Annotated in this window: 25 protein-coding genes; 23 read left to right on the top strand and 2 right to left on the bottom strand. The window is 54.9% G+C overall.

From position 1 onward, the window contains the following. Nucleotides 1-73: 73 nt before the first annotated feature. The 9 genes from miaB to HX773_RS09875 all read left to right on the top strand — a co-directional run bounded on the left by miaB (nucleotide 74) and on the right by HX773_RS09875 (nucleotide 9,380). Nucleotides 74-1,498: a tRNA (N6-isopentenyl adenosine(37)-C2)-methylthiotransferase MiaB gene (gene miaB / locus HX773_RS09915; RefSeq protein ID WP_176971377.1), complete on the top strand. Its 1,425-nt coding sequence runs from the start codon at nucleotides 74-76 to the stop codon at nucleotides 1,496-1,498. A gap of 207 nt (nucleotides 1,499-1,705) precedes the next feature. Then, a complete protein-coding gene (locus tag HX773_RS09910) occupies nucleotides 1,706-2,779 on the top strand; it encodes a PhoH family protein (RefSeq protein ID WP_176971376.1) in 1,074 nt (357 codons plus the stop codon). Further along, nucleotides 2,776-3,249 carry an rRNA maturation RNase YbeY gene (ybeY, locus tag HX773_RS09905; RefSeq protein ID WP_008103651.1) on the top strand — a complete coding sequence of 158 codons (474 nt, stop codon included), beginning with the start codon at nucleotides 2,776-2,778 and terminating at the stop codon, nucleotides 3,247-3,249. The genes HX773_RS09910 and ybeY overlap by 4 nt, the downstream gene beginning before the upstream one ends. Nucleotides 3,250-3,331: 82 nt before the next feature. Further along, complete coding sequence (gene corC / locus HX773_RS09900; protein ID WP_176971375.1) at nucleotides 3,332-4,213, top strand: CNNM family magnesium/cobalt transport protein CorC; 882 nt, start codon at nucleotides 3,332-3,334, stop codon at nucleotides 4,211-4,213. Nucleotides 4,214-4,217: 4 nt separating this feature from the next. Beyond that, nucleotides 4,218-5,744, top strand: coding sequence for an apolipoprotein N-acyltransferase (gene lnt, locus HX773_RS09895; RefSeq protein WP_176971374.1), 1,527 nt, complete (start codon nucleotides 4,218-4,220; stop codon nucleotides 5,742-5,744). Between the two features lie 437 nt (nucleotides 5,745-6,181). Continuing rightward, the gene (locus HX773_RS09890; protein WP_176971373.1) at nucleotides 6,182-7,075 is read left to right on the top strand and encodes a glutamate/aspartate ABC transporter substrate-binding protein; all 894 of its coding nucleotides are present in this window, start codon (nucleotides 6,182-6,184) and stop codon (nucleotides 7,073-7,075) included. 161 nt (nucleotides 7,076-7,236) lie between these two features. After that, nucleotides 7,237-7,977: an amino acid ABC transporter permease gene (locus tag HX773_RS09885; protein ID WP_061717388.1), complete on the top strand. Its 741-nt coding sequence runs from the start codon at nucleotides 7,237-7,239 to the stop codon at nucleotides 7,975-7,977. Further along, nucleotides 7,977-8,654: a glutamate/aspartate ABC transporter permease GltK gene (gltK, locus tag HX773_RS09880; RefSeq protein ID WP_007890689.1), complete on the top strand. Its 678-nt coding sequence runs from the start codon at nucleotides 7,977-7,979 to the stop codon at nucleotides 8,652-8,654. Before HX773_RS09885 ends, gltK begins: the two co-directional genes overlap by 1 nt. Beyond that, on the top strand, nucleotides 8,655-9,380 hold the full coding sequence (locus tag HX773_RS09875) for an amino acid ABC transporter ATP-binding protein (protein WP_061717389.1): 726 nt from the start codon (nucleotides 8,655-8,657) through the stop codon (nucleotides 9,378-9,380). 84 nt (nucleotides 9,381-9,464) lie between these two features. Here HX773_RS09875 and HX773_RS09870 read toward each other — a convergent pair whose 3' ends face one another. Next, on the bottom strand, nucleotides 9,465-9,947 hold the full coding sequence (locus HX773_RS09870) for a zinc ribbon-containing protein (protein WP_176971372.1): 483 nt from the start codon (nucleotides 9,945-9,947) through the stop codon (nucleotides 9,465-9,467). A 222-nt stretch (nucleotides 9,948-10,169) separates the two neighbouring features. On the opposite strand from HX773_RS09870, the gene leuS reads away from it, so the two are divergent. From leuS to HX773_RS09800, 14 genes are all read left to right on the top strand, one after another. Next, nucleotides 10,170-12,752, top strand: a complete 2,583-nt coding sequence (leuS, locus tag HX773_RS09865) for a leucine--tRNA ligase (RefSeq protein ID WP_176971371.1) — start codon at nucleotides 10,170-10,172, stop codon at nucleotides 12,750-12,752. Between the two features lie 14 nt (nucleotides 12,753-12,766). Beyond that, nucleotides 12,767-13,366, top strand: coding sequence for an LPS assembly lipoprotein LptE (lptE, locus tag HX773_RS09860; protein WP_176971370.1), 600 nt, complete (start codon nucleotides 12,767-12,769; stop codon nucleotides 13,364-13,366). Then, the gene (holA, locus tag HX773_RS09855) at nucleotides 13,363-14,394 is read left to right on the top strand and encodes a DNA polymerase III subunit delta (RefSeq protein ID WP_176971369.1); all 1,032 of its coding nucleotides are present in this window, start codon (nucleotides 13,363-13,365) and stop codon (nucleotides 14,392-14,394) included. The genes lptE and holA overlap by 4 nt, the downstream gene beginning before the upstream one ends. After that, a complete protein-coding gene (nadD, locus tag HX773_RS09850) occupies nucleotides 14,387-15,031 on the top strand; it encodes a nicotinate-nucleotide adenylyltransferase (protein ID WP_176971368.1) in 645 nt (214 codons plus the stop codon). The genes holA and nadD overlap by 8 nt, the downstream gene beginning before the upstream one ends. A 91-nt stretch (nucleotides 15,032-15,122) precedes the next feature. Next, complete coding sequence (gene rsfS / locus HX773_RS09845; protein ID WP_176971367.1) at nucleotides 15,123-15,440, top strand: ribosome silencing factor; 318 nt, start codon at nucleotides 15,123-15,125, stop codon at nucleotides 15,438-15,440. A 3-nt stretch (nucleotides 15,441-15,443) separates the two neighbouring features. Then, complete coding sequence (gene rlmH, locus HX773_RS09840) at nucleotides 15,444-15,914, top strand: 23S rRNA (pseudouridine(1915)-N(3))-methyltransferase RlmH (protein ID WP_176971366.1); 471 nt, start codon at nucleotides 15,444-15,446, stop codon at nucleotides 15,912-15,914. Nucleotides 15,915-15,947: 33 nt separating this feature from the next. Beyond that, complete coding sequence (mrdA, locus tag HX773_RS09835) at nucleotides 15,948-17,852, top strand: peptidoglycan DD-transpeptidase MrdA (protein WP_176971365.1); 1,905 nt, start codon at nucleotides 15,948-15,950, stop codon at nucleotides 17,850-17,852. An 8-nt stretch (nucleotides 17,853-17,860) separates the two neighbouring features. Further along, complete coding sequence (gene mrdB, locus HX773_RS09830; protein ID WP_101763316.1) at nucleotides 17,861-18,973, top strand: peptidoglycan glycosyltransferase MrdB; 1,113 nt, start codon at nucleotides 17,861-17,863, stop codon at nucleotides 18,971-18,973. A gap of 10 nt (nucleotides 18,974-18,983) precedes the next feature. Beyond that, nucleotides 18,984-20,072 carry an endolytic peptidoglycan transglycosylase RlpA gene (gene rlpA / locus HX773_RS09825; RefSeq protein WP_176971364.1) on the top strand — a complete coding sequence of 363 codons (1,089 nt, stop codon included), beginning with the start codon at nucleotides 18,984-18,986 and terminating at the stop codon, nucleotides 20,070-20,072. Nucleotides 20,073-20,189: 117 nt separating this feature from the next. Next, nucleotides 20,190-21,401, top strand: a complete 1,212-nt coding sequence (gene dacA / locus HX773_RS09820) for a D-alanyl-D-alanine carboxypeptidase DacA (protein ID WP_176971363.1) — start codon at nucleotides 20,190-20,192, stop codon at nucleotides 21,399-21,401. A gap of 96 nt (nucleotides 21,402-21,497) precedes the next feature. Beyond that, nucleotides 21,498-21,761: a DUF493 family protein YbeD gene (ybeD, locus tag HX773_RS09815; protein ID WP_176971362.1), complete on the top strand. Its 264-nt coding sequence runs from the start codon at nucleotides 21,498-21,500 to the stop codon at nucleotides 21,759-21,761. A 69-nt stretch (nucleotides 21,762-21,830) separates the two neighbouring features. After that, a complete protein-coding gene (gene lipB / locus HX773_RS09810; protein WP_176971361.1) occupies nucleotides 21,831-22,481 on the top strand; it encodes a lipoyl(octanoyl) transferase LipB in 651 nt (216 codons plus the stop codon). A gap of 176 nt (nucleotides 22,482-22,657) precedes the next feature. Further along, nucleotides 22,658-23,623 carry a lipoyl synthase gene (gene lipA / locus HX773_RS09805; RefSeq protein WP_008103696.1) on the top strand — a complete coding sequence of 322 codons (966 nt, stop codon included), beginning with the start codon at nucleotides 22,658-22,660 and terminating at the stop codon, nucleotides 23,621-23,623. Between the two features lie 148 nt (nucleotides 23,624-23,771). Then, nucleotides 23,772-24,818 carry a hypothetical protein gene (locus HX773_RS09800; RefSeq protein WP_176971360.1) on the top strand — a complete coding sequence of 349 codons (1,047 nt, stop codon included), beginning with the start codon at nucleotides 23,772-23,774 and terminating at the stop codon, nucleotides 24,816-24,818. Nucleotides 24,819-24,907: 89 nt separating this feature from the next. Here HX773_RS09800 and tatE read toward each other — a convergent pair whose 3' ends face one another. Then, on the bottom strand, nucleotides 24,908-25,111 hold the full coding sequence (gene tatE / locus HX773_RS09795) for a twin-arginine translocase subunit TatE (protein ID WP_064740541.1): 204 nt from the start codon (nucleotides 25,109-25,111) through the stop codon (nucleotides 24,908-24,910). Nucleotides 25,112-25,122: the final 11 nt, after the last annotated feature.

Raw genomic sequence — 25,122 nt, 5'->3', positions numbered from 1 at the left:
GAAGCCTGGTAACAACAGCGTCGAAGCATTACAATACGCGCCCTGCACTTCGCTTGAATCAATGGCTAGTTCGATGACCAAAAAACTGCACATCAAAACCTGGGGCTGTCAGATGAATGAATACGATTCATCGAAGATGGCCGATCTGCTGAACAGTACGCACGGCTATACCCTTACCGAGGAAGCTGAAGAGGCGGACGTTCTGCTGCTCAACACCTGCTCTATCCGTGAAAAGGCGCAGGAGAAGGTTTTTGCTCTGCTAGGCCGTTGGAAAAAGCTGAAAGCGACCAATCCCGATCTGATCATCGGCGTGGGTGGCTGCGTTGCCTCACAAGAAGGTGAACGCCTGCGCCAGCGCGCCAGTTACGTCGATATCGTCTTTGGCCCGCAGACGCTGCATCGTCTGCCGGAGATGATCAACACCGTGCGCGGCAGTAAAAGCCCGGTTGTTGACATCAGCTTCCCAGAAATTGAGAAGTTTGATCGCCTGCCAGAACCGCGCGCCGATGGCCCAACCGCCTTTGTGTCGATTATGGAAGGCTGCAACAAATATTGTACTTTCTGCGTGGTGCCTTACACGCGCGGCGAGGAAGTTAGCCGTCCAAGCGACGATATTCTGCTGGAGATCGCCCAGCTTGCCGCTCAGGGCGTGCGTGAAGTCAACCTGCTGGGCCAGAACGTCAACGCCTATCGCGGCGCCACCTTTGATGGCGACATCTGCACTTTTGCTGAGTTGCTGCGCTTAGTGGCGGCGATCGACGGCATTGACCGTATTCGCTTCACCACCAGCCATCCAATTGAATTTACCGATGACATCATCGAGGTTTACCGCGATACGCCAGAGCTGGCGAGTTTCCTGCACCTGCCGGTTCAGAGCGGATCAGATCGCATCCTGACGCTGATGAAGCGCGCGCACACCGCCCTCGAGTACAAAGCGATTATCCGCAAGCTGAAAGCCGCGCGTCCCGACATTCAGCTGAGCTCGGATTTCATCATCGGTTTCCCCGGCGAAACGCAGCAGGATTTTGAGCAGACCATGAAGCTGGTTGGCGAAGTGAATTTCGATGTCAGCTTCAGCTTTATCTACTCGATGCGTCCAGGCACCCCGGCCGCCGATCTGCCCGACGATGTGACAGAAGAGGAGAAAAAGCAGCGTCTTTTCATCCTGCAGGACCGCATCAATCAGCAGGTGATGGCGTGGAGCCGTCGCATGCTGGGCACCACGCAACGCGTGCTGGTGGAAGGCATTTCGCGTAAGAATGTAATGGAACTGACCGGCCGCACCGATAATAACCGTGTGGTGAACTTTGAAGCGCCGGTTGAAATGATCGGTAAGTTTGTTGATGTCGAAATTGTTGATGTGTATGCCAGCTCCCTGCGCGGCGTGCTGGTGCGCACCGAAGATCAAATGGCGCTCCGTGTGGCCGAAAGCCCAGAGTCGGTGATTGCTCGTACCCGCAAAGAGAACGACATCGGCGTCGGACAGTTCCAGCCTTGAAACCTCGAACGTTGAGCGACAGCGCACAAAGCGCTGTCGCCTGTTTCATCCCAAAGCCCTTGCTTTCCACAAGTGCTGCCCAAATATCGACTCTGAAGCTTGCGCCACTGCGCAGCGCCATAAATAATTCCATAAAGATGTTGAGAGATTGCTCTTCAGCATCCGGCACACCTTTTCAACTGGCCCTGAGTGACCTTAAGGATTCATTTGAATATCGAAACGCGTGAAATCGCCCTTGAACCGGCAGATAACCAACGACTGATGAGCTTGTGCGGTCCGATGGATGACAATGTGAAACAGCTGGAGCGCCGTTTGGGCCTTGAAATCAAACGCCGCGACAACCAATTCACGCTCACTGGCCGCTCGCTGTGCGTGGACGCCGCCGTCAATATCCTGCGCACGCTGTATGTTGATACCGCCCCGATGCGCGGTCAGATTAAAGATATTGAACCGGACCAGATTCACCTGGCGATCAAAGAGAGCCGCGTGCTGGAACAGAGCGCTGAAAGCGTGCCGGAATTCGGCAAAGCGGTGAACATCAAGACCAAGCGCGGCGTGATCAAACCGCGTACGCCTAACCAGGCGCAGTACATCGCCAATATCTTCTCCCACGACATTACCTTTGGTATCGGCCCGGCCGGTACCGGTAAAACCTATCTGGCGGTCGCTGCCGCAGTGGATGCGCTGGAGCGTCAGGAGATTCGCCGTATTCTGCTGACGCGTCCGGCGGTTGAAGCGGGTGAGAAGCTCGGCTTCCTGCCCGGCGATCTCAGCCAGAAGGTCGATCCCTATCTGCGTCCGCTGTACGACGCGCTGTTCGAAATGCTCGGCTTTGAGCGTGTAGAGAAGCTGATTGAGCGCAACGTGATTGAAGTGGCTCCGCTGGCCTACATGCGCGGACGTACGCTGAACGACGCCTTTGTGATTCTCGATGAGAGCCAGAACACCACCATCGAACAGATGAAGATGTTCCTGACGCGTATCGGCTTCAATTCGAAAGCGGTCATTACCGGCGACATCACGCAGATTGACTTGCCGCGCAGCACCAAATCCGGCCTGCGCCATGCCATTGAAGTGCTGGCAGAAGTCGATGAGATTAGCTTTAACTTTTTCCACAGCGAAGACGTGGTGCGTCATCCGGTTGTCGCACGCATCGTGAATGCTTATGAAGCCTGGGAAACCGCCGACCAGAAACGCCGTGATCAACAGGCAGAAGAGCGCAAACGCGAAGCTATCGCGGCTCAGCTTGCCAGCCAAACCAGCCCGCAGGAGCGTTCATGAGCGCGGTGATTCTTGATTTACAACTGGCCTGCGCCGATGAAAACCATCTGCCGGCGGAGAGTGATTTTCAACGCTGGCTGGAGGCGGCGGTAACGCCGTTTCAACCAGAAAGCGAAGTCACAATACGTCTGGTGGATGAAGCCGAGAGTAATGAGCTTAATCTGACTTATCGTGGCAAAGATAAGCCGACCAACGTGCTGTCATTCCCGTTTGAAGCACCGCCGGGAATTGAACTGCCGTTGCTCGGCGATCTGATTATTTGCCGTCAGGTTGTTGAGCAAGAGGCTGCTGAACAAGGCAAAACCGTTGAAGCCCACTGGGCGCATATGGTGGTGCACGGTACTCTGCATCTGCTGGGTTACGACCATATCGAAGATGAAGAAGCCGAAGAGATGGAGGCGCTGGAGACCGAGATAATGCTTGCTCTTGGTTATCCTGATCCGTACATTTCGGAGAAAGAAGACGCCTGAGCCGCTGGTTCAGGTTATTGCGTTGCTGGCGCGGATGCCAGCAGCCCCAATCCCTCATTAGAGAGAACTAAATAAAAACGCCATGAGCGACGACCATTCTCAAAACAGCGACGCACCCAGTAGTAAAAAGGGATTTTTCTCCCTGTTAATCAACCAACTGTTTCACGGTGAACCGAAAAACCGTGATGAACTGCTGGGGTTAATCCGCGATTCTGAGCAAAAAGAGCTGATTGATCAGGACACCCGCGACATGCTCGAAGGGGTGCTGGACATTGCCGAACAGCGCGTACGCGACATCATGATCCCCCGCTCGCAGATGATCACCCTGAAACGCAACCAGACTCTGGAAGAGTGCCTTGCGGTGATTATTGAATCCGCACACTCACGCTTCCCGGTGATCAGCGAAGACAAAGACCACGTTGAAGGCATTTTGATGGCCAAAGACCTGCTGCCGTTTATGGCCAGCGCGTCCGAGCCGTTTAGCATGGAAAAAGTGCTGCGCACCGCCGTGGTGGTACCCGAAAGTAAGCGCGTCGATCGCATGCTGAAGGAGTTCCGCTCGCAGCGTTATCACATGGCGATTGTCATTGATGAATTTGGTGGCGTCTCTGGTCTGGTGACCATTGAAGATATTCTTGAGCTGATAGTTGGCGAAATTGAAGATGAGTATGACGATGAAGAAGATCGTGATATCCGCCAGCTCAATCGTTACACCTATACCATGCGCGCCTTAACGCAAATTGAAGATTTTAATGAGGTCTTTGGCACCGATTTCAGCGATGACGAAGTCGATACCATTGGCGGATTGGTCATGCAGGGATTCGGCCACCTTCCCGCTCGCGGCGAAAGTATTGTCATTGATGGCTATCAGTTCAAAGTCGCCATGGCTGACAGCCGCCGTATCATCCAGGTGCATGTAAAAATTCCGGAAGACTCACCACAACCGCAACTGGAAGACGAATAACTTTATGGCTTTAGCCTCTCTTTACTCGCAGCAGCGGGTTCGCCTGCTGCTGGCGTTAATTACGGGTGCCATTGGCACCCTTTCCTTTTCCCCCTACGATTTCTGGCCTGCGGCGTTAATTTCGCTGTGTGGTCTGCAACTGCTGCTGCTGGAACGTCGCACTGCGCAGGCAGCGGCGATCGGCTTCGTTTGGGGCTTTGGGCTGTTTGGCAGCGGCATCAATTGGGTTTACGTCAGCATCGCCACCTTTGGCGGCATGCCCGGCCCGGTGAACATCTTCCTGGTGATTCTGCTGGCGGCTTATCTGTCGCTCTATCCGATGCTGTTTGCCATCCTGCTCAACCGTTTCTGGCCGCGCCCCACAATCTGGCGTTTGGCTTTAGCGGCACCCGCGCTGTGGCAGATTAGCGAATTCCTGCGCGGCTGGGTGCTCACCGGTTTTCCGTGGCTGCAGTTTGGCTACAGCCAGATTGACGGTCCGCTAAAAGGCCTCGCGCCGCTGGCCGGTGTGGAAACCATTACCTTCCTGTTGATGGTGATCGCAGGCTTGCTGGTGCACGCGCTGCATCATCGTACGGTGAAAAGCTTGATTGCCGCCGCGCTCCTGCTGTTACTGCCGTGGCCACTGCGCATGCTGCAGTGGTATCAGCCGCTGCCGGAACGCAGCGTTGATGTTGCGATGGTGCAAGGCAATATTCCGCAATCGATGAAGTGGGATCCGCAGCAACTGCTGAACACGCTGCGCGTTTACACCTCCTACAGCCAGCCGTTTATCGGCAAAGCGCCGATCATCATCTGGCCCGAATCAGCGATTACCGATCTGGAAAGCAACCAGCAGCCGTTCCTGCGGGCGCTGGATGCTGACCTGCGCGCGCGCGGCAGCTCACTGATTACCGGTATCGTCGACTCACGCGTGGAAGGCGATAATCGCTATCACGACTACAACTCGGTGATTGTGCTGGGTGGCGAGCAGCCTTACAGCTATCAAAGCCAGAACCGCTATCAGAAGAATCACCTGGTGCCGTTTGGTGAGTTTGTACCGCTGGAAGCGCTGCTGCGTCCGCTGGCGCCGTTCTTCGATTTGCCGATGTCCTCTTTCAGCCGCGGTGCCTATGTGCAGCCGCAGCTGAAAGTGTCGGGATATAACCTGACCAGCGCCATCTGCTATGAAATCGTGCTGGGTGAGCAAGTGCGCGCCAACTTCCGTCCCGATACCAACTTCCTGCTGACCGTCTCCAACGATGCCTGGTTTGGTCACTCCATCGGACCGTGGCAGCATTTCCAGATGGCGCGCATGCGTGCGCTGGAGCTGGGACGTCCGTTACTGCGCTCCACCAATAACGGTGTTACCGCAGTAGTGAATGCCAACGGTGAGGTGGAGAACGAGCTGCCGCAGTTCACCCGTGATGTGCTGGAAGCCAAAGTAACGCCGACAACGGGCGAAACACCGTATGCCAAAGCGGGCATCTGGCCGGTGTGGCTGCTGACGCTGATTGGCATCGTTGTGGCTATTCTGCGCCGTCGCCACTAGTTCAGGCTGCTATGCAAACAGGCGAAGTGAATACTTCGCCTTTTTTATGCGCTGCTTTCTCTTCCTTCCGTTGTGCTTTCCCCGATTCTCTGCTGGCTTTTTACACTTATTCATCGTGCTGGCACGATCATTGCTATTTATTTCAGTGATTTTCGCAAACATCGGCTTTTGTCAGCGTAGTGCAACCTTTACGCACTAATTTATGGCAATGATGCGCACTCTATTAGCGCATCGGTGAATTTTTGCCTTTTATTGGTGCGGAGCGGCTCGCAAAAAAGAAACTTTTTTGTTTCATTGCGTTAACAATTCGCTATGTTAATCACTATCCTGCGTGCAGTTGCGCTATGGGATAACTAAAAAAGCAGCACGAAATACACACAACATCACAATCTGCGCAGTTTATGTTCTGCGCGACATCCATACGAAGGAGTTGGAACATGCAGATACGCAAAGTGGCATTATCTCTTTTGCTGTTGGGAGCAGCAGCGGGAGTGGCCCAGGCGGAAGATCTCACCGGTACCCTGAAAAAAATCAATGATAGCGGCGTGATCGTCGTTGGGCATCGTGAATCATCAGTTCCCTTTTCTTACTATGACAACCAGCAAAAAGTGGTTGGCTATTCACAGGATTATTCAAACGCCATCATCGCGGCTATCAAAGCCAAACTGAATAAGCCTGATTTGCAGATCAAAATGCTGCCAATTACCTCGCAGAACCGTATTCCGCTGTTGCAGAACGGGACTTACGATTTTGAGTGCGGCTCTACTACCAACAACCTGGAGCGCCAGAAGCAAGCGGCATTCTCTGACACCGTGTTTATCATCGGTACGCGTCTGTTGGTGAAAAAAGGCGGCGACATCAAAGATTTCCCTGATCTGAAGGGTAAAACCGTTGTCGTGACCTCCGGTACCACCTCAGAAGTTCTGCTGCACAAGCTGAACGACGAGCAGAAAATGGATATGCGCATCATCAGCGCGAAAGACCATGGCGATTCTTTCCGTACGCTGGAAACCGGTCGTGCTGTGGCCTTCATGATGGATGACGCGCTGCTGGCAGGTGAACGTGCGAAAGCCAAGAAGCCAGACAACTGGGACATCGTAGGTACGCCGCAATCGAAAGAAGCTTACGGCTGTATGCTGCGCAATCAGGATCCACAGTTCAAACAGCTGATGGATGAAACCATTGCCAAAGCGCAAACCTCCGGCGAAGCATCAAAATGGTTTGAAACCTGGTTCAAACAACCGATTCCACCGAAGAATCTGAACCTGAACTTCGAACTCTCAAGCGATATGCAAGCCCTGTTCAAAGCACCGAACGACAAAGCACTCTGAATTAACAACGACAACAAGGGCAGCCCCGCTGCCCTCTCGATTGCTGAACATGCGGTGCGGACAGACAGACTGTAACAGGCCGTTCCCCTGAAGCAGGATGCAAGACACCGCTCAACAATCTTATGGGTAGCCTCGCTACCCTTTTTTTACCGGAGCTCGTTATGGGTATCGATTGGAACTGGGGCATTTTTCTTGAACAGGCCCCGTTCGGCAATACGACTTACCTCGGCTGGCTGTGGTCCGGTTTTCAGGTCACCATTGCGGTGTCCTGCTGCGCCTGGATTATCGCCTTCCTGGTAGGTTCCTTATTTGGCATTCTGCGTACCGTGCCCAACCGCCTGCTGGCGGCGATTGGCACCTGCTACGTGGAGCTGTTCCGTAATATCCCGCTGATTGTGCAGTTCTTCTTCTGGTATCTGGTGGCGCCAGAACTGGTGGGCGAAAAGCTGGGCATGTGGTTTAAGTCGGAGCTGGATCCCAACATCCAGTTCTTCGTTTCCTCTACGATTTGCCTTGGCTTGTTCACCGCTGCGCGCGTCTGTGAACAGGTGCGCGCGGCGATTCAGTCGCTGCCACGCGGTCAGAAAAACGCCGGCTTAGCGATGGGCCTGACGCTGCCGCAAACCTATCGCTATGTGCTGCTGCCGAATGCCTATCGCGTGATTGTGCCGCCGATGACGTCGGAAATGCTTAACCTGGTGAAGAACTCGGCGATCGCCTCAACCATCGGCCTGGTGGACATGGCGGCGCAGGCCGGCAAGCTGCTGGATTACTCCGCGCATGCCTATGAATCCTTTACCGCCATCACTCTGGCGTACGTCGGCATTAACCTGGTGATCATGCTGATTATGAGTGTGGTAGAACGCAAAATTCGCCTGCCTGGCAATATGGGAGGCAAATAATGTACGAGTTTGACTGGAGTTCGATTGTTCCCAGCCTGCCTTACTTGTGGAATGGGTTGATCATTACCTTCAAGATCACCGCGATTGCCGTGGTGTTTGGCATTATCTGGGGCACGATTTTGGCGGTGATGCGCTTATCGCCGATTGCGCCGGTGCGCTGGTTTGCCAAGCTGTACGTCAACCTGTTCCGCTCCGTACCCTTGGTGATGGTGCTGCTGTGGTTCTATTTGGTGGTGCCCGCGTTCCTGCAACAGGTGCTGGGCTTATCGCCTAAATCGGATATCCGCCTGATTTCCGCCATGGTGGCATTCGCGCTATTTGAGGCTGCGTACTATTCAGAAATCATCCGTGCCGGTATTCAGAGCATCTCACGCGGGCAATCCAATGCTGCGCTGGCGCTCGGCATGACGCACTGGCAATCGATGAAACTGATCGTGCTGCCGCAGGCGTTCCGCGCCATGGTGCCGCTGCTGCTGACGCAGGGCATCGTGCTGTTCCAGGATACCTCGCTGGTGTACGTACTGAGCCTGGCCGATTTCTTCCGTACCGCCTCAACCATTGGTGAGCGTGACGGAACCCAGGTTGAAATGATTTTGTTTGCTGGTCTGGTCTACTTTGTGATCAGCCTGAGCGCTTCGCTGTTGGTTACCTATCTGAAAAGAAAGAGGACGGTTTAAATGATTAGCCTGAAAAATGTTTCAAAGTGGTATGGGCACTTTCAGGTGCTGACCGACTGCTCCACCGAAGTGAAAAAAGGTGAAGTGGTGGTGGTCTGCGGTCCGTCTGGCTCAGGTAAATCAACGCTGATTAAAACCGTGAACGGCCTGGAGCCGATTCAAAAGGGCAGCATTCAGGTGACCGGCACCGAAGTGAACAACAAAAAAACCAACCTTGCTCAACTGCGCAGCAAAGTCGGCATGGTGTTCCAGCACTTCGAGCTGTTCCCGCATCTCAGCATCATCGAGAACCTGACGCTGGCGCAGGTCAAAGTGCTGAAGCGTGATAAAGCGGCCTCGCGTGAAAAAGCGCAGAGCCTGCTGAAACGCGTTGGGCTAACGGCGCACGCGGATAAATTCCCTGGCCAGCTTTCCGGCGGTCAGCAGCAGCGCGTGGCAATCGCGCGTGCGTTGTGCATGGATCCGGTGGCGATGCTGTTTGATGAGCCGACGTCGGCGCTCGATCCTGAAATGATTAACGAAGTGTTGGACGTGATGGTTGAGCTGGCGAATGAAGGCATGACTATGATGGTGGTGACGCATGAAATGGGCTTTGCGCGCAAAGTCGCCAACCGCGTGATCTTTATGGATGAAGGGAAAATTATCGAAGACACCAACAAGGATGACTTCTTTAACAACCCGCAATCCGATCGTGCGAAAGACTTCCTGGCGAAGATCCTGCACTGATTAGCGCAATAAATTGCGCCGCTACGATATGTGCTCGCACCCGTAGCGGCGCGATTCATCGCGCGGGGTTATTCATTCATAAAATCAGGGTTCAAACGGCTGGCGCTGGAACTGATCGTGCCCACACTCCGGGCAGCGCGTTAGGCTCTCTGGCGTATAAATCGCCCGCGTGAAGCTGCACTTCTCACAGACTAAATTCCCCAGCCCCACCACTTCACCGCTCTGGTAGACGCCGTGATGGCGCAAATCCTGAAACACTTCACGCCACTCGAGCTGACTTTTATCGGTGATATCCGCCAGTTCCTTCCACAGGCTTTCACGAATCACGCGCAAAAACACCGAGTCGCCGACCACATCGGAAGACTCCTGATAGCTCAGCGCAAACTCGTGTAAATCGCGGCGCACGGCGCGCATCACTTCATTGACCTCGGCGGGCGACAGCGTTTTTTTCGCCAGCAAACCTTGCCGCGCCTCGGCCACCAGCGCATCCACATCGCGCTCGCCATGATCCAATCGTTGGGATAATACTTCAATCGTTGCACGGTATTCCTGCGCCACGTTATTCATTTTGTTCTCCTTTCCGCTGCGGATACTGCTGTTAAGTTTAGCGGTTTTGTCACAATTGCATGGGCAGCAAGCGGAGAAATCACAAAAGGGTGAAAGCGGCGGCGCATTCGGCAGAAATCCGGCCAGCGAGGGCGTGAAAAGTTGTTGATGCGCAGCCTTATGGGTATGCTATGCGGATCTAAAAGTATGCTTAGCGATTTTCACAAAGGACCACAGGCAGCCATGCAAGAGCAATACCGCCCGGAAGAGATAGAATCCCGCGTCCAACAACACTGGGACGAAAACGAAACCTTTAAAGTGACCGAGCAGGAAGGCAAAGAGAAATATTACTGCCTTTCGATGCTGCCCTATCCTTCTGGCCGCCTGCACATGGGTCACGTGCGTAACTACACCATTGGCGATGTGATTGCGCGCTACCAGCGTATGCTCGGCAAAAACGTCCTGCAGCCAATTGGCTGGGATGCGTTTGGTCTGCCAGCCGAGGGCGCTGCGGTGAAAAACAACACCGCGCCTGCGCCGTGGACGTACGACAACATAGCTTACATGAAGAACCAGCTGAAATTGCTGGGTTTTGGCTACGACTGGAGCCGCGAACTGGCGACCTGCCAGCCAGAATACTATCGCTGGGAACAGTGGTTCTTCACCAAGCTGTATGAAAAAGACATGGTCTATAAAAAGACCTCTGCGGTGAACTGGTGCCCGAACGATCAGACCGTGCTGGCCAACGAGCAGGTTATCGACGGCTGCTGCTGGCGCTGCGACACCAAAGTTGAGCGTAAAGAGATCCCACAGTGGTTCGTCAAAATCACCGCCTATGCGGAAGAGCTGCTCAACGATCTCGATAAGCTGGAAGATTGGCCGGAGCAGGTCAAAACCATGCAGCGCAACTGGATTGGCCGTTCTGAAGGCGTGGAAATCACCTTTGACGTTGCCAACAGCGCCGAGAAGCTGACCGTTTACACCACCCGTCCAGACACCTTTATGGGTGCGACCTATGTGGCGGTTGCTGCAGGTCATCCACTGGCGCAGCAAGCTGCTGCCACTAATCCTGCGCTGGCTGAATTCATCGACGAATGCCGTACCACCAAAGTCGCCGAAGCTGACATGGCGACGATGGAGAAGAAAGGCGTGGCCACCGGCCTGTTCGCTATTCATCCGCTGACCGGTGAAGAGATTCCGGTTTGGGTCGCGAACTTCGTGCTGATGGAATACGGCACCGGCGCGGTAATGGCTGTTCCAGGCCACGATCAGCGTGACTGGGAGTTCGCCACCAAGTACAACCTGAACATCAAGCCAGTGATCCTGAATCTCGACGGTTCAGAACCGGATCTGAGTGCTGCCGCGATGACCGAAAAAGGCGCGCTGTTCAACTCGGGTGAATACAACGGTCTGGATCATCAGGCGGGCTTCAACGCCATCGCCGACGCGCTGGCTGCCAAAGGCGTGGGCGTGCGTAAAGTGAATTACCGTCTGCGCGACTGGGGCGTTTCCCGTCAGCGTTACTGGGGCGCACCAATCCCAATGGTGACGCTGGAAGATGGCACCGTAATGCCAACGCCAGAAGATCAGTTGCCGGTCATCCTGCCAGAAGACGTGGTGATGGACGGTATCACCAGCCCAATCAAAGCCGATCCTGAGTGGGCCAAAACCACCGTTAACGGCCAACCGGCGCTGCGTGAAACCGACACCTTTGACACCTTCATGGAGTCATCCTGGTATTACGCGCGCTATACCTGCGCCAACTATCACGAAGGCATGCTGGATCCGGCGGCGGCGAACTACTGGCTGCCGGTCGATCAGTATGTTGGCGGTATCGAACACGCCATCATGCACCTGATGTATTTCCGCTTCTATCACAAGCTGCTGCGTGATGCTGGCCTGGTGAACTCTGATGAGCCAGCCAAACGCCTGCTGTGTCAGGGCATGGTGCTGGCTGATGCGTTCTACTACCTCGGCGTGAACGGCGAGCGTAATTGGGTTTCTCCGGTTGACGTGACCGTAGAGCGCGACGAGAAAGGCCGCATTACTAAAGCCATCGACAACGAAGGCCGTGAAGTGGTTTACGCCGGCATGAGCAAAATGTCGAAGTCGAAAAACAACGGCATCGATCCACAGCTGATGGTTGAGCGTTACGGTGCAGATACCGTTCGTCTGTTCATGATGTTTGCTTCGCCAGCAGAGATGACGCTGGAGTGGCAGGAATCGGGCGTTGAAGGTGCCAACCGCTTCCTGAAGCGCGTATGGAAACTGGCTTACGAACACATTGCGAAAGGCGCAACCGTGGCGCTGGACGTCAACAGCCTGAATGACGACCAGAAAGCGCTGCGTCGCGATCTGCACAAAACCATCGCCAAAGTGGCTGATGATGTTGGTCGTCGTCAGACGTTCAACACCGCCATCGCTGCCATCATGGAGCTGATGAACAAGCTGATCCGTGCCCCGCAGGAGAGCGAGCAAGATCGTGCGCTGCTGCAGGAAGCGCTGGTCGCGGTGACGCGTCTGCTCTATCCGTTCACCCCGCACGCCAGCTATGTATTGTGGCAAGCGCTGGGCGGCGAAGGCAGCATTGACGAAGCCAGCTGGCCGGTAGCCGATGAAGCAGCCATGGTGGAAGATTCGCTGCTGGTGGTGGTGCAGGTGAATGGCAAAGTGCGCGGCAAGATTACCGTTGCGCCGGATGCCACGCAGGAGCAGGTGCAGGCGCGTGCTGCGCAGGAGCATTTGGTGGCGAAATATCTGGATGGCGTCACCATTCGTAAAGTGATTTATGTCCCTGGCAAACTGCTTAACCTGGTCGTAGGTTAAGTTCAGGAGGAACTGTGCGACAACTGATTATCAGGCTGTTTGTTCTGCTTGCGGTAGTGATTACCGCAGGCTGTGGTTTCCACCCGCGCGGCACCACCTCGGTGCCGAGTGAGATGAAAACCCTTATCGTCCAGAGCGGCGATCCCTATGGCCCACTGTCGCGTGCCGTGCGCCAGCAGCTGCGCATCAACAATGTCACCATCATTGAAGACAGCAAAGCGGCCAGCGCCAAATACCCAACGCTGCGTCTGGGTGCTGAAGGCCAGGGACGTGATACCGCATCGGTGTTTATCAGCGGTACCACCGCGGAATACTCGCTGGTGATGACGGTCACCGCACAGGTTCTGCTGCCGGGTAAAGGTATCTACCCGATTAGCACTACCGTGTATCGCTCTTTCTTCGACAACCCGAACGCCGCACTGGCGAAGGATGCCGAGCAGGATATGATCGTGCAGGAGATGCGTCAGCGCGCGTCCGAGCAGTTAGTACGTAAACTGCTGACCGTGCATGCCGCACAGGAAAGCAACAAAGATACTTTGCCGCAGCCTGAGACGATTGAACCGGGACAGAACTCACCGGAAGTGTCCTCTTCGTCAGCCACCAGTCTGCAATGATCAGGATTTATCCTGAACAACTGAGCGCGCAGCTTCGAGAGGGGCTGCGCGCCTGTTATTTTCTCACCGGTAATGAACCTCTGCTGATTCAGGAAAGCGCGGATGCAATCCGTGCTACCGCCACCGCACAGGGATTTGAAGAGCACTTCAGCGTCACCATCGATGCGCAAACCGATTGGGATGCGATCTTCGTTAGCTGCCAATCGCTCAGCCTGTTTACCCAACGCCAAACCCTGACGCTGCAATTGCCAGAAAACGGCCCCAATGCCGCTATCGCCGAGCAGTTAGTGAAACTCTCCACGCTGCTGCACAGCGATATTTTGCTGGTGCTGCGCATGGCGAAACTGACCAAAGCGCAGGAGAACAGCGCCTGGTTTAAAGCGCTGAGTGCGCAGGCGGTGCTGGTCCCGTGCCAGACGCCTGAACAGGCACAGCTGCCGCGCTGGGTGGCGAGTCGCGCTAAAGCGATGAAACTCAGCGTGGATGATGCGGCGATTCAGCTGCTTTGCTACTGCTACGAAGGGAATCTGCTGGCGCTGTCGCAGGCGCTGGAACGCTTATCGCTGTTGTGGCCGGATGGCAAATTGACGCTGCCGCGCGTTGAAGCCGCCGTCAACGATGCCGCGCACTTTACCCCGTTCCATTGGGTGGATGCGCTGCTGGCGGGGAAAAGTAAACGCGCCCTGCACATCCTGCATCAGCTGGAGAAAGAGGACAGCGAAGCGGTGATTCTGCTGCGCACCCTGCAACGCGATTTGCTCACGCTACTGCACCTGCAACGGAATCAGGCGAAACAAGCGCTGCGCACGCTGATGGATCAGCAACGTATCTGGCAAAACCGCCGCGCGCTGTTTACCGAAGCCTTGCAGCGCCTTGATGCACAGCGTTTACAGCGCGCGGTGCATTTGCTGGCAGAGCTGGAACTCAGCATGAAGCAGGATTACGGACAAAACCTGTGGCCGCAGCTGGAAACGCTGTCGCTGCTGCTGTGTCACCGCGATTTCCCACTGAGCTTTACCGATGTCTAAACTCTACGCCCTGTTTGGCGGCACCTTCGATCCGATTCACTACGGCCATTTGCGCCCGGTTGAAGCGCTGGCACAGCAAGTGGGTTTGAAAAAGGTCACGCTGCTGCCGAACAACGTGCCGCCGCATCGCCCGCAGCCGGAAGCCAGTGCGCAACAGCGCGTGGAGATGCTGCGCTGTGCTATTGCCTATCGCCCGCTGTTTGATATCGATACGCGCGAACTGGATCGTGCAACGCCGTCCTGGACGGTCGCCACGCTGGAAGCACTGCGTGCGGAACGCGGCCCAGAACAGCCCCTCGGGTTTATCATTGGTCAGGATTCTCTGCTAACGTTAGCCAAATGGCATCGCTGGCAGGATCTATTGTCGCTGTGTCATTTGCTGGTGTGTAAGCGTCCAGGATACGCCACGCAGATGGAGACGCCAGAGATGCAGCAGTGGCTTGATGAGCATCTCGCCGATGAGGTGCAGCAGCTCCATCACGCGCCGGCGGGACACATCTGGCTGGCGGATACGCCGCTGCTCGACATTTCCGCCACCGAAATCCGCCAGCGCCGCCATGCAGGCATCTCCTGCGCGGATTTACTGCCAGAGGCAGTGATCGGCTACATCGATAGCGTTGGCTTATATCGCAGCTAAAGGCAGCATGCTATACTGCGCCGCTTCATTTTCGGCTACCTTTCTCGCATCGTTAGCCCGTCCGTAATCACCTGTTTTTAAGGGGAACCTTTTGCAAGGTAAAGCACTCCAAGAGTTCGTTATTGATAAGATTGATGATCTCAAAGGCCAGAACATTATTGCTATCGATGTTCAGGGCAAATCCAGCATCACCGATTGCATGATCATTTGCACCGGCACTTCATCACGTCACGTCGCTTCTATCGCCGATCATGTGGTGCAGGAATCGCGCACTGCGGGTCTTAAGCCGCTGGGTGTTGACAGTAAAACCGCCTCCGATTGGGTGGTCGTTGACCTGGGTGACGTGATTGTGCACGTGATGGAAGCAGAGAGCCGCCAGCTGTACGAGCTGGAAAAACTCTGGAGCTAAGACGTGAAACTGCAGCTTGTGGCCGTCGGCACCAAAATGCCCGACTGGGTTCAGACCGGTTTCATGGAATATCTGCGCCGCTTCCCGAAAGATATGCCGTTTGAACTGATCGAAGTGACTGCCGGCAAACGCGGCAAGAACGCTGACATCAAACGCATTCTGGAAAAAGAAGGTGAAGCGATGCTGGCCGCCGTGGGTAAAGGCAATCGTATTGTCACGCTGGATATCCCCGGACAGCCGTGGGAAACCCCACAGCTGGCGCAGCAGCTTGAACGCTGGAAACTGGATGGCCGCGATGTCAGCCTGTTTATCGGCGGTCCGGAAGGACTGGCGCCCGCGTGCAAGGCCGCTGCTGAACAAAGCTGGTCACTGTCAGCGCTCACGTTGCCACATCCGCTGGTGCGTGTGCTGGTAGCGGAAAGCCTGTATCGTGCGTGGAGCATCACCACGAATCATCCTTATCATCGTGAATAAACGCCTGACAACCCCAGACAATAAATGTAGCGGATGAAATTACAGAGCAACGCCTTTCGCGATTACACTGCCGAACAGAAACTTTTTGTCCGCCGAGCATTGGTGGCTTTTGTTGGCATTCTGCTGCTCTCCAGCATTCTGGTGGTCAATATGTACCACCTGCAAATTCTGCGCTTTGACGACTACAGCACCCGTTCGAACGAAAACCGCATCAAGCTGGTGCCGGTGGCACCGAGCCGCGGCATTATTTTCGATCGTACTGGCGTACCGCTGGCGGTAAACCGCACCATCTATCAGGCCGAACTGATGCCGGAAAAGGTCGAAAACCTTAAGCAGACCTTGCAGGATCTGCGTCCGGTACTGGATCTAACCGACGACGACCTCGATGCGTTTGACAAAGAGCGCAAACGCTCACGCCGCTTTACCTCGATTCCGGTCAAAATCGGTTTAAACGAAGTACAGGTGGCGCGCTTCGCCGTCAATCAATACCGTTTTCCCGGCGTGGAAGTGAAAGGCTATCAGCGCCGCTACTATCCTTACGGCCAGACGCTGACGCATGTAGTGGGCTACGTCTCCAAAATCAACGATCGCGACGTCACGCGCCTCGATCAGGAAGGCAAATGGCCGAACTATGCGGCTACGCATGATATCGGCAAGCTCGGCATCGAAAACTATTACGAAGATGTGCTGCACGGTAAAACCGGTTATGAAGAGGTTGAAGTTAACAACCGTGGCCGCGTTATCCGTCAGCTGCACGAGCAATCTCCGCAGGCTGGACGCGATATCTATCTGACGGTGGACCTCAAGCTGCAGCAGTATATCGAGACCTTGCTGACCGGCAGCCGCGCAGCGGTGGTGGTGACCGATCCGCGCACCGGCGAAATCCTGGCGTTGGTGTCTACGCCCAGCTACGACCCGAACCTGTTTGTCGATGGCATCTCGAGCAAAGATTACAAAGCGCTGTTAAGCGACGAAAACCGTCCGCTGTATAACCGTGCGTTGCAAGCCTCCTATCCACCGGCGTCTACGGTGAAACCTTTCGTGGCCGTGTCGGCGCTGAGCGCAGGCGTGATCAACCGCAATACCAGCCTGTTCGATCCCGGCTGGTGGCAACTGCCAGGCTCAGAAAAGCGCTATCGTGACTGGAAAAAATGGGGCCACGGTCGCCTGAACGTCACCAAATCGCTGGAAGAATCGGCGGATACCTTCTTCTATCAGGTCGCCTACGATATGGGCATCGATCGCCTGTCAGAGTGGATGACCAAGTTTGGCTACGGCCATCGCACCGGCATTGACCTGCCGCAGGAGAGCGCGGGTAACATGCCCACGCGCGAATGGAAGCTGAAGCGTTTTAAAAAGCCGTGGTATCAGGGTGACACCATTCCTGTTGGTATCGGCCAGGGTTACTGGACCGCGACGCCGATTCAGATGAACAAAGCGATGATGATTCTGATCAACGACGGTGTGATCAAAGTGCCGCACTTACTGCGCGCCACCCGTGAAGGCCAGGCCATGGTGCCGTATCGCCAGCCGCCGGATGCACCGATTGGTGATATCCATTCAGGCTACTGGGAAATCGCTAAAGACGGCATGTATGGCGTAGCCAACCGCGCCAACGGTACCGCACACAAAAGCTTTGCCGATGCGCCCTACAAAATCGCCGCCAAATCTGGTACCGCGCAGGTTTACGGACTGAAAGAAAATGAAGTCTATAACGCACACAAGATTGCCGAGCGTCTGCGTGACCATAAATTAATGACCGCCTACGCGCCTTACGATAAACCGCGCGTGGCCGTCACCATGATTCTGGAAAACGGCGGCGCAGGCCCGGCTGTCGGCACCGTGATGCGCCAGATTCTCGACCACATTATGTTAGGCGACAACAATACCGTGCTGCCCGAAGCCGCACCGACGCCACCCGGCTACGAAGGTGAATAACAATGTCCATGAACGATAGTCCGCAGAAAAGATCGATCTGGACGCGCATCCATATCGATCCCCTGTTTATGCTGATCATTCTCAGCTTGCTGACCTACAGCGCCATCGTCATCTGGAGCGCCAGCGGACAGGATCCGGGCATGACCGAGCGTAAGTTCGGGCAAATTGCCATGGGCATCATCGTTATGCTGGTGCTGGCGCAGGTGCCGCCGCGCGTCTATGAAAGCTGGGCGCCCTATCTCTACATTGTCTGCGTGATATTGCTGATAGCGGTAGATGCGTTTGGTCACATCAGTAAAGGCGCACAGCGCTGGCTCGATCTTGGCTTCGTGCGTTTTCAGCCCTCGGAGATCGCCAAGATTGCCGTGCCGCTGATGGTGGCGCGCTTTATTAACCGCGATGTCTGTCCGCCGACGCTGAAAAACACCGGTATCGCGCTGATTCTGATTTTCATGCCAACGCTGCTGGTGGCGGCACAGCCCGATCTCGGCACCTCGATTCTCATCGCCGCTTCCGGCCTGTTTGTGCTGTTCTTATCCGGTATGAGCTGGAAGTTGATTGGTATTGCGGTATTGCTGGTCGCCGCCTTTATCCCGATTTTGTGGTTCTTCCTGATGCATGATTACCAGCGCGCGCGCGTGATGATGCTACTGGACCCGGAAAGCGATCCGCTTGGCGCCGGTTATCACATCATTCAGTCGAAGATTGCTATCGGTTCCGGTGGCCTGCGCGGCAAAGGCTGGCTGCACGGCACCCAATCGCAGCTGGAGTTCCTGCCTGAACGCCATACCGACTTTATTTTTGCCGTGCTGGCGGAAGAACTCGGCCTGGTTGGCGTGTTGTTACTGCTGGTACTCTATTTGTTGCTGATTATGCGCGGACTGATTATCGCTGCGCGCGCGCAAACCACCTTTGGTCGCGTGATGGCAGGCGGTTTGATGCTGATTTTATTCGTTTATGTTTTCGTTAACATTGGCATGGTAAGTGGTATCTTACCGGTGGTTGGCGTACCGCTGCCGCTGGTGAGCTACGGCGGATCGGCATTGATTGTGTTAATGGCTGGATTTGGCATCGTGATGTCGATCCATACTCATCGAAAAATGTTATCTAAAAGCGTTTAAGAGGCTGCACATGCGTAAGGACTGGCTTGGGGTTGCACTGGCATCATTGGTACTGGCTGCCTGTTCCACACCGGAACCGCAGAATAATACTGCGCCACCGCAACCGGCCTATAACGGCCCGGTAGTGGAAATTCCTGGCGTGGAACCACGCTATGAACCGATCAATCCTTCCACCAGCCAGGATTACAGCGTCAACGGTAAAAACTACCGCGTGATCAAAGATCCCTCGAACTACAGCGAAGTGGGTTTAGCCACCTGGTACGGTGACGAAGCGCAGGGGAATCGCACCGCTATCGGTGAATCTTACGATCCGGAAGGCATGACCGCCGCGCATCCTACCTTGCCGCTGCCGAGCTATGTGCGCGTTACTAACCTCGCCAACGGCCGCCAAATCGTGGTGCGCGTCAACGATCGTGGCCCTTATACGCCAGGCCGCATTATCGACCTGTCACGAGCAGCGGGCGATCGCCTGAATATCTCAAACAACACCCGCGTGCGCGTTGATTACATCAAAGTGGCACCGGATGGTTCTGTTTCCGGTCCCGGCACCATCGGTACCACCGTCGCCAAACAGAGTTACGCCCTGCCTGCGCGTCCCGATCTTGGCGGCGGCATGGTGATGATGGGCGGCAGCGCCAATGCAGCGCCAGCGCCTGCATCGCAAGACGTCCGCGCTGTTGATAACAGCACCTTGCAAAGCAATGACAGCATGGGTGCGCCCGTCCAGAGCAGCGGTTTTCTCGGTGCGCCACAGCCGTTAGCCACGGGCGTGCTGGAAGGCAACGAGTCGGTTGCCGCGCCAGCACCAACAACGTCTTCTGCGCCAGCCGCCGCACCTGCTGCCAGCCAGAATGCCCATGCCGGCAGCGGTTATGTGGTTCAGGTTGGCGCGATTAACGATCCGGCGCGTGCGCGTCAGCTGGCCGAAAGCCTGGGTAAACGCTTTGGCGTGCCAGGCGCGGTTGAAGCTAATGGCAACGTCTATCGCATTCAGTTAGGTGGCTATAAAAGCCGTGCCGAAGCCGCCGCCTTGCAGCAGCGTCTGAACACTGAAGCGCAAATGAGCTCATTTATTACCACTGCCCGTCCATCGATGTAACGGACAGTGACATTTCCTGCTGAAACTGATTAGCAAAGCAAGATGTCGCCCGATCGGGCGTTTGCTATAGTTAGGCACTTTTTTCACTCTAAACCCACGGATGTTGTAGTCCTGAACATGAATACGCTGAAACCTTCTCGTTTTCTGAAACGCCTGACAGTGGGATCACTGGTCGCCCTTTCTCTCAGCCATGCCGCTTTTGCGGACGATGTTAATCTTAAGACTATGATTCCGGGCGTACCGGACATTGATGCTGAAGCTTATGTGCTGATCGACTATAACTCCGGCAAAGTGCTGGCCGAAAAGAACGCGGATGCACGCCGCGATCCGGCAAGCCTGACCAAAATGATGACCAGCTACGTGATTGGTCAGGCGGTCAAAGCGGGCAAAATCCATAACGATGACATCGTGACCGTGGGTAAAGATGCCTGGGCAACCGGTAATCCGGTATTCAAAGGTTCATCCTTGATGTTCCTGAAGCCTGGCGATCGTGTACCGGTTTCTCAGCTGACGCGCGGTATCGTGCTGCAATCAGGTAACGACGCGTGTGTGGCGATGGCGGATTACGTTGCCGGCAGCCAGGACGCGTTCGTAAATCTGATGAACAACTACGTTGGCGCGCTGGGTCTGAAAAACACCCACTTCCAGACCGTGCACGGTTTGGATGCCGAAGGCCAATACAGCTCGCCGCGCGATATGGCGTTGATCGGCCAGGCGCTGATCCGTGACGTACCCGATGAGTACGCGGTTTACCGTGAAAAAGATTTCACCTTTAATAACATCAAGCAGACCAACCGTAACGGTTTGCTGTGGGATACCAGCCTGAACGTGGATGGCATCAAAACCGGTCACACAGACGCAGCAGGCTACAACCTGGTCGCCTCGGCAACAGAAGGCCAGATGCGTTTGATCTCAGCGGTGATGGGCGGTCGTACCTACAAAGGCCGTGAAACCGAGAGTAAGAAATTGCTGACGTGGGGCTTCCGTTTCTTCGAAACCGTAGCACCGCTGAAAGCGGGCAAAGAGTTTGCTTCTGAGCCAGTGTGGTTCGGTGACAGCGATCGTGTTCAGCTGGGCGTGGAGAAAGATGCCTTTCTGACTATCCCGCGTGGCCGCATGAAAGACCTCAAAGCCAGCTATGTGCTGAACAATACTGAACTGCACGCACCGCTGCAGAAAAATCAGGTAGTGGGCAGCATCAACTTCCAGCTCGACGGCAAAACGGTTGAACAGCGTCCACTGGTGGTGCTGAACGAAGTGAAAGAAGGTGGTTTCTTCGGTCGCATCATCGATTACATCAAACTGATGTTCCACCACTGGTTCGGCTAAGGCGCGCTTGAAAAAACGCCAATTTGCCCCCAAATAAGTTACTATCTTTGCTCCCGCCTCGGCGGGAGCCTGTTTTTTAAGCACCGGAGTCAATGTATGAAAACCAAATTGAATGAACTGCTCGAATTCCCTACGCCTTTCACTTATAAAGTGATGGGTTTGGCGCAACCGGAGCTGGTTGATCAAGTGGTTGAAGTGGTGCAGCGCCACGCGCCAGGCGATTACAAACCGGACATCAAGCCAAGCAGCAAAGGCAACTATCACTCTGTTTCCATTACCATCATCGCCACCCACATTGAGCAGGTTGAAACCCTGTACGAAGAGCTGGGCAACATCGACATCGTGCGTATGGTGCTGTAATTCTGGCGCTGGCAAAGTCCGCTTTGCCAGCGTTATACTCTGCCTTCCACTCTTTACCGGATCTCTGCTTTGTCAGCTAATACGCTTCTTGTTCGTCAACTCGGCCAGCGCGATTGGCAACCCATCTCCGATGCGATGCATCACTTTACCGATCAACGCGACAGCAGCACTGCCGATGAAATCTGGCTGGTGGAACATCATCCAGTGTTTACCCAAGGCCAGGCAGGCAAAGCCGAACATCTGCTGATGCCGGGCGATATTCCGGTGGTACAAAGCGATCGCGGCGGCCAGGTAACCTATCACGGCCCCGGCCAACAGGTGATGTATGTGCTTATCGACGTGAAACGCCGCAAGATGGGCGTGCGCGAGTTGGTGACGGCGTTAGAAGAAACGGTGATCGCCACGCTGGCCGACTATGACATCAGCGCGCGTGCGCGACCGGATGCGCCAGGCGTGTACGTTGGCGATGACAAGATTTGTTCGCTGGGACTGCGCATTCGTAAAGGTTGCTCGTTTCACGGCCTGGCGCTGAATGTGGCGATGGATCTCGCGCCGTTCCTGCGCATCAATCCGTGCGGTTATGCCGGGATGCAAATGACACAGCTCAGCCAGCTGCAGCCGGGTGTCACGCCGGCAGATGTGCAGCCGCGCCTGGTGCAGCATTTCGCCCGTTTAAGCGGATTTACCCAACTGGAATGGCAAAATGATGCCGCGGTCTGACCTTGACTGTACGTGCCTATTTACAAAATTGTAACTTTTGCACCGGCGAATCGGCTGCTTATGGGCAGACGAGATGATATAATTTTTGCCATATTTTCAAAAAAAGTTGAAAGCCTGGTTCTCAGTTTGAGTGAGGAAGCTTTCAAATCGCAATCCCGACCGGAACCTGCAGATTTATGAGTAAACCAATTCAGATGGAACGTGGCGTCAAGTATCGCGATGCCGACAAAATGGCGCTGATCCCGGTGAAAACCGTGATGGTTGAGCGTGAAGAAATTCTGCGTAAGCCGGAATGGATGAAGATCAAACTGCCTGCGGACTCCAGCCGTATTCAGGGCATCAAAGCTGCGATGCGTAAAAACGGTCTGCACTCGGTGTGTGAAGAAGCTTCCTGCCCTAACCTCGCAGAGTGTTTTAACCACGGTACCGCGACCTTTATGATCCTCGGCGCGATCTGTACCCGTCGCTGCCCATTCTGCGACGTGGCGCACGGCCGTCCGAATATGCCTGACGCTAACGAACCGCTGAAACTGGCACAAACCATCGCCGATATGGCGCTGCGTTATGTGGTCATTACTTCTGTGGACCGCGATGACCTGCGCGACGGCGGTGCTCAGCACTTTGCCGACTGCATCAGCGCGATTCGCGAAAAAAGCCCAACCATCAAAATTGAAACGCTGGTGCCGGACTTCCGTGGTCGTATGGATCGCGCGCTGGAGATCCTTACCGCAACGCCACCGGATGTGTTTAACCACAATCTGGAAAACGTGCCGCGCGTTTACCGTCAGGTTCGTCCGGGCGCCAACTACGATTGGTCACTGAAGCTGCTGGAGCGTTTCAAAGAAGCGCATCCGGATATCCCAACCAAATCGGGTTTGATGGTCGGTCTGGGTGAAACCAACGCGGAAATCGTTGAAGTGATGCGCGATCTGCGTCGCCACGGCGTCACCATGCTGACGCTGGGACAGTATTTGCAGCCGAGTCGTCACCACTTGCCGGTTCAGCGCTACGTTAGCCCGGCCGAGTTTGACGAAATGAAAGAAGAAGCGATGGCGATGGGCTTCACCCATGCCGCCTGTGGCCCGTTTGTACGCTCTTCTTATCACGCCGATATGCAGGCTAAAGGTCTGGAAGTTAAGTAATATTCTTCGCGATTGCGCGCTTATCCGGGCGCAATCGCAAAAATCCCCCGCAGCAGCTTAATCTTTACCGCAAACCTGACGCTTTAACCGCTGAGGCCATAAGAGCCTATTTCGCTTTTTCTCAGTGTATTTTTTTGAAGGTCAGATCATGCAAACTTCCTTTCATAGAGAGGCGCTCGATGTATTACGAGCACCGGATGTGTCAGGTCCATCCTCCGGGGCGCGGCACTATAGCGCTTCAGAAGAGAGCCTGGAGGCGCTAAAAACGCGCACCACGCCGAAAGACATCACCAATCCCTATACGTCATCGCACGCGTCCTGTGCGAATGCGTTTATCGCTACCGCCATCAGCATTGAGCATCGTTACGACGAGATGCATCTGCAACTGCCGCTTTCTGAAAAGGCGTGGGTTAACGCGGAAGCGCCGCTGGCTCAGCCGCCAGCGGCGATCTCGCCAGCCAGCGAGCCGCTCCCACCCCTGCACATGACGCATTCATTGATTGCAGATGATGCAGAAAACCAATGGAACTTCGAGCTGCTGGAAGCGGATTTTGCGATGCCCGTTTCATCAAGCTGGGCAGCAGAATCCAACCCACAACCTGTTGATGTGGCGATACATGAGCTGTTGGCATTGCCTGAACAGCCTGCCAGCCAACCGTCATCGGTGGTCACGATCACGACGATTGCGGCAGCCGAGAGCGAGATAACCATGAATGGCGATACCCAGGATGAAAACGGCACTGCCGTATTCAATGGTGACGCGCCTGCCGGTTCAACGTTGCGTTTTTACATTGACGATGTGCTGGTTGGTAGCCAGGAGATAGCGGATAACGGCCAATGGCAATTTACACTGCCGGCGGATTTACCCGCCGCTCAGCATACCTTCAGTGCCATGCCCATCAGTGTGCAGGGTGTTGCTGGCAGCAAAGTCGATTGGGTATTTATCGTCGAACCCAAACCGAGCATCATTCTGCTGCCAATCGAAGACAGTGCACTGGATATGATTGATGTGGCGTTAATCGACTGGGTCGCTCCAGCGGATGAAACGCCAGTGTCGCTATTGCCGCTGGTCTTAACAGACCTGATGTTCGATGACTGGCAAACCCAGGATGGCATCAGCGTGTATCCCGCAGTGGGTCACACCAACTTGTTTGAATTACACGAACAGGATGTTGCCAGCATTGCCTGGCACTAAGATGCAAAAAAACAAAAACCAGACTGGCAACAGTCTGGTTTTTTATCAACGTAATAAATATTTACACTTATTGACGTTCGGCGCAGAGATTACTCTTTGTGGCTGACACGTTCAGCAGGCACTTCTTCAGCGCTGCTTTTGGATGCGCCGGATTCATCATCTTTCATGGCTTTTTTGAAGCCCTTGATTGCGGAACCCAGATCGCCACCCAGTGAACGTAACTTATTGGTGCCAAAAAGCAGTACGATGAGCGCACCGATGATCAGCAGTTTGGCAATACTGATACCTTCCATAATTTACCTTT

The organism is Pantoea sp. B9002 (genome assembly GCF_013385945.1).
In the GTDB taxonomy this organism is placed as follows: Bacteria; Pseudomonadota; Gammaproteobacteria; order Enterobacterales; family Enterobacteriaceae; genus Pantoea.
This window is presented reverse-complemented; position numbering and strand designations above follow the sequence as displayed.

Bases quoted from the DNA above. Each gene is read 5' to 3' on its own strand.
- miaB (WP_176971377.1), top strand. From the start codon at position 74: ATGACCAAAAAACTGCACATCAAAACCTGGGGCTGTCAGATGAATGAA.
- ybeY (WP_008103651.1), top strand. From the start codon at position 2,776: ATGAGCGCGGTGATTCTTGATTTACAACTGGCCTGCGCCGATGAAAAC.
- corC (WP_176971375.1), top strand. From the start codon at position 3,332: ATGAGCGACGACCATTCTCAAAACAGCGACGCACCCAGTAGTAAAAAG.
- lnt (WP_176971374.1), top strand. From the start codon at position 4,218: ATGGCTTTAGCCTCTCTTTACTCGCAGCAGCGGGTTCGCCTGCTGCTG.
- HX773_RS09890 (WP_176971373.1), top strand. From the start codon at position 6,182: ATGCAGATACGCAAAGTGGCATTATCTCTTTTGCTGTTGGGAGCAGCA.
- HX773_RS09885 (WP_061717388.1), top strand. From the start codon at position 7,237: ATGGGTATCGATTGGAACTGGGGCATTTTTCTTGAACAGGCCCCGTTC.
- gltK (WP_007890689.1), top strand. From the start codon at position 7,977: ATGTACGAGTTTGACTGGAGTTCGATTGTTCCCAGCCTGCCTTACTTG.
- HX773_RS09875 (WP_061717389.1), top strand. From the start codon at position 8,655: ATGATTAGCCTGAAAAATGTTTCAAAGTGGTATGGGCACTTTCAGGTG.
- HX773_RS09870 (WP_176971372.1), bottom strand. From the start codon at position 9,947: ATGAATAACGTGGCGCAGGAATACCGTGCAACGATTGAAGTATTATCC.
- leuS (WP_176971371.1), top strand. From the start codon at position 10,170: ATGCAAGAGCAATACCGCCCGGAAGAGATAGAATCCCGCGTCCAACAA.
- holA (WP_176971369.1), top strand. From the start codon at position 13,363: ATGATCAGGATTTATCCTGAACAACTGAGCGCGCAGCTTCGAGAGGGG.
- nadD (WP_176971368.1), top strand. From the start codon at position 14,387: ATGTCTAAACTCTACGCCCTGTTTGGCGGCACCTTCGATCCGATTCAC.
- mrdA (WP_176971365.1), top strand. From the start codon at position 15,948: ATGAAATTACAGAGCAACGCCTTTCGCGATTACACTGCCGAACAGAAA.
- mrdB (WP_101763316.1), top strand. From the start codon at position 17,861: ATGAACGATAGTCCGCAGAAAAGATCGATCTGGACGCGCATCCATATC.
- rlpA (WP_176971364.1), top strand. From the start codon at position 18,984: ATGCGTAAGGACTGGCTTGGGGTTGCACTGGCATCATTGGTACTGGCT.
- dacA (WP_176971363.1), top strand. From the start codon at position 20,190: ATGAATACGCTGAAACCTTCTCGTTTTCTGAAACGCCTGACAGTGGGA.
- ybeD (WP_176971362.1), top strand. From the start codon at position 21,498: ATGAAAACCAAATTGAATGAACTGCTCGAATTCCCTACGCCTTTCACT.
- lipA (WP_008103696.1), top strand. From the start codon at position 22,658: ATGAGTAAACCAATTCAGATGGAACGTGGCGTCAAGTATCGCGATGCC.
- HX773_RS09800 (WP_176971360.1), top strand. From the start codon at position 23,772: ATGCAAACTTCCTTTCATAGAGAGGCGCTCGATGTATTACGAGCACCG.
- tatE (WP_064740541.1), bottom strand. From the start codon at position 25,111: ATGGAAGGTATCAGTATTGCCAAACTGCTGATCATCGGTGCGCTCATC.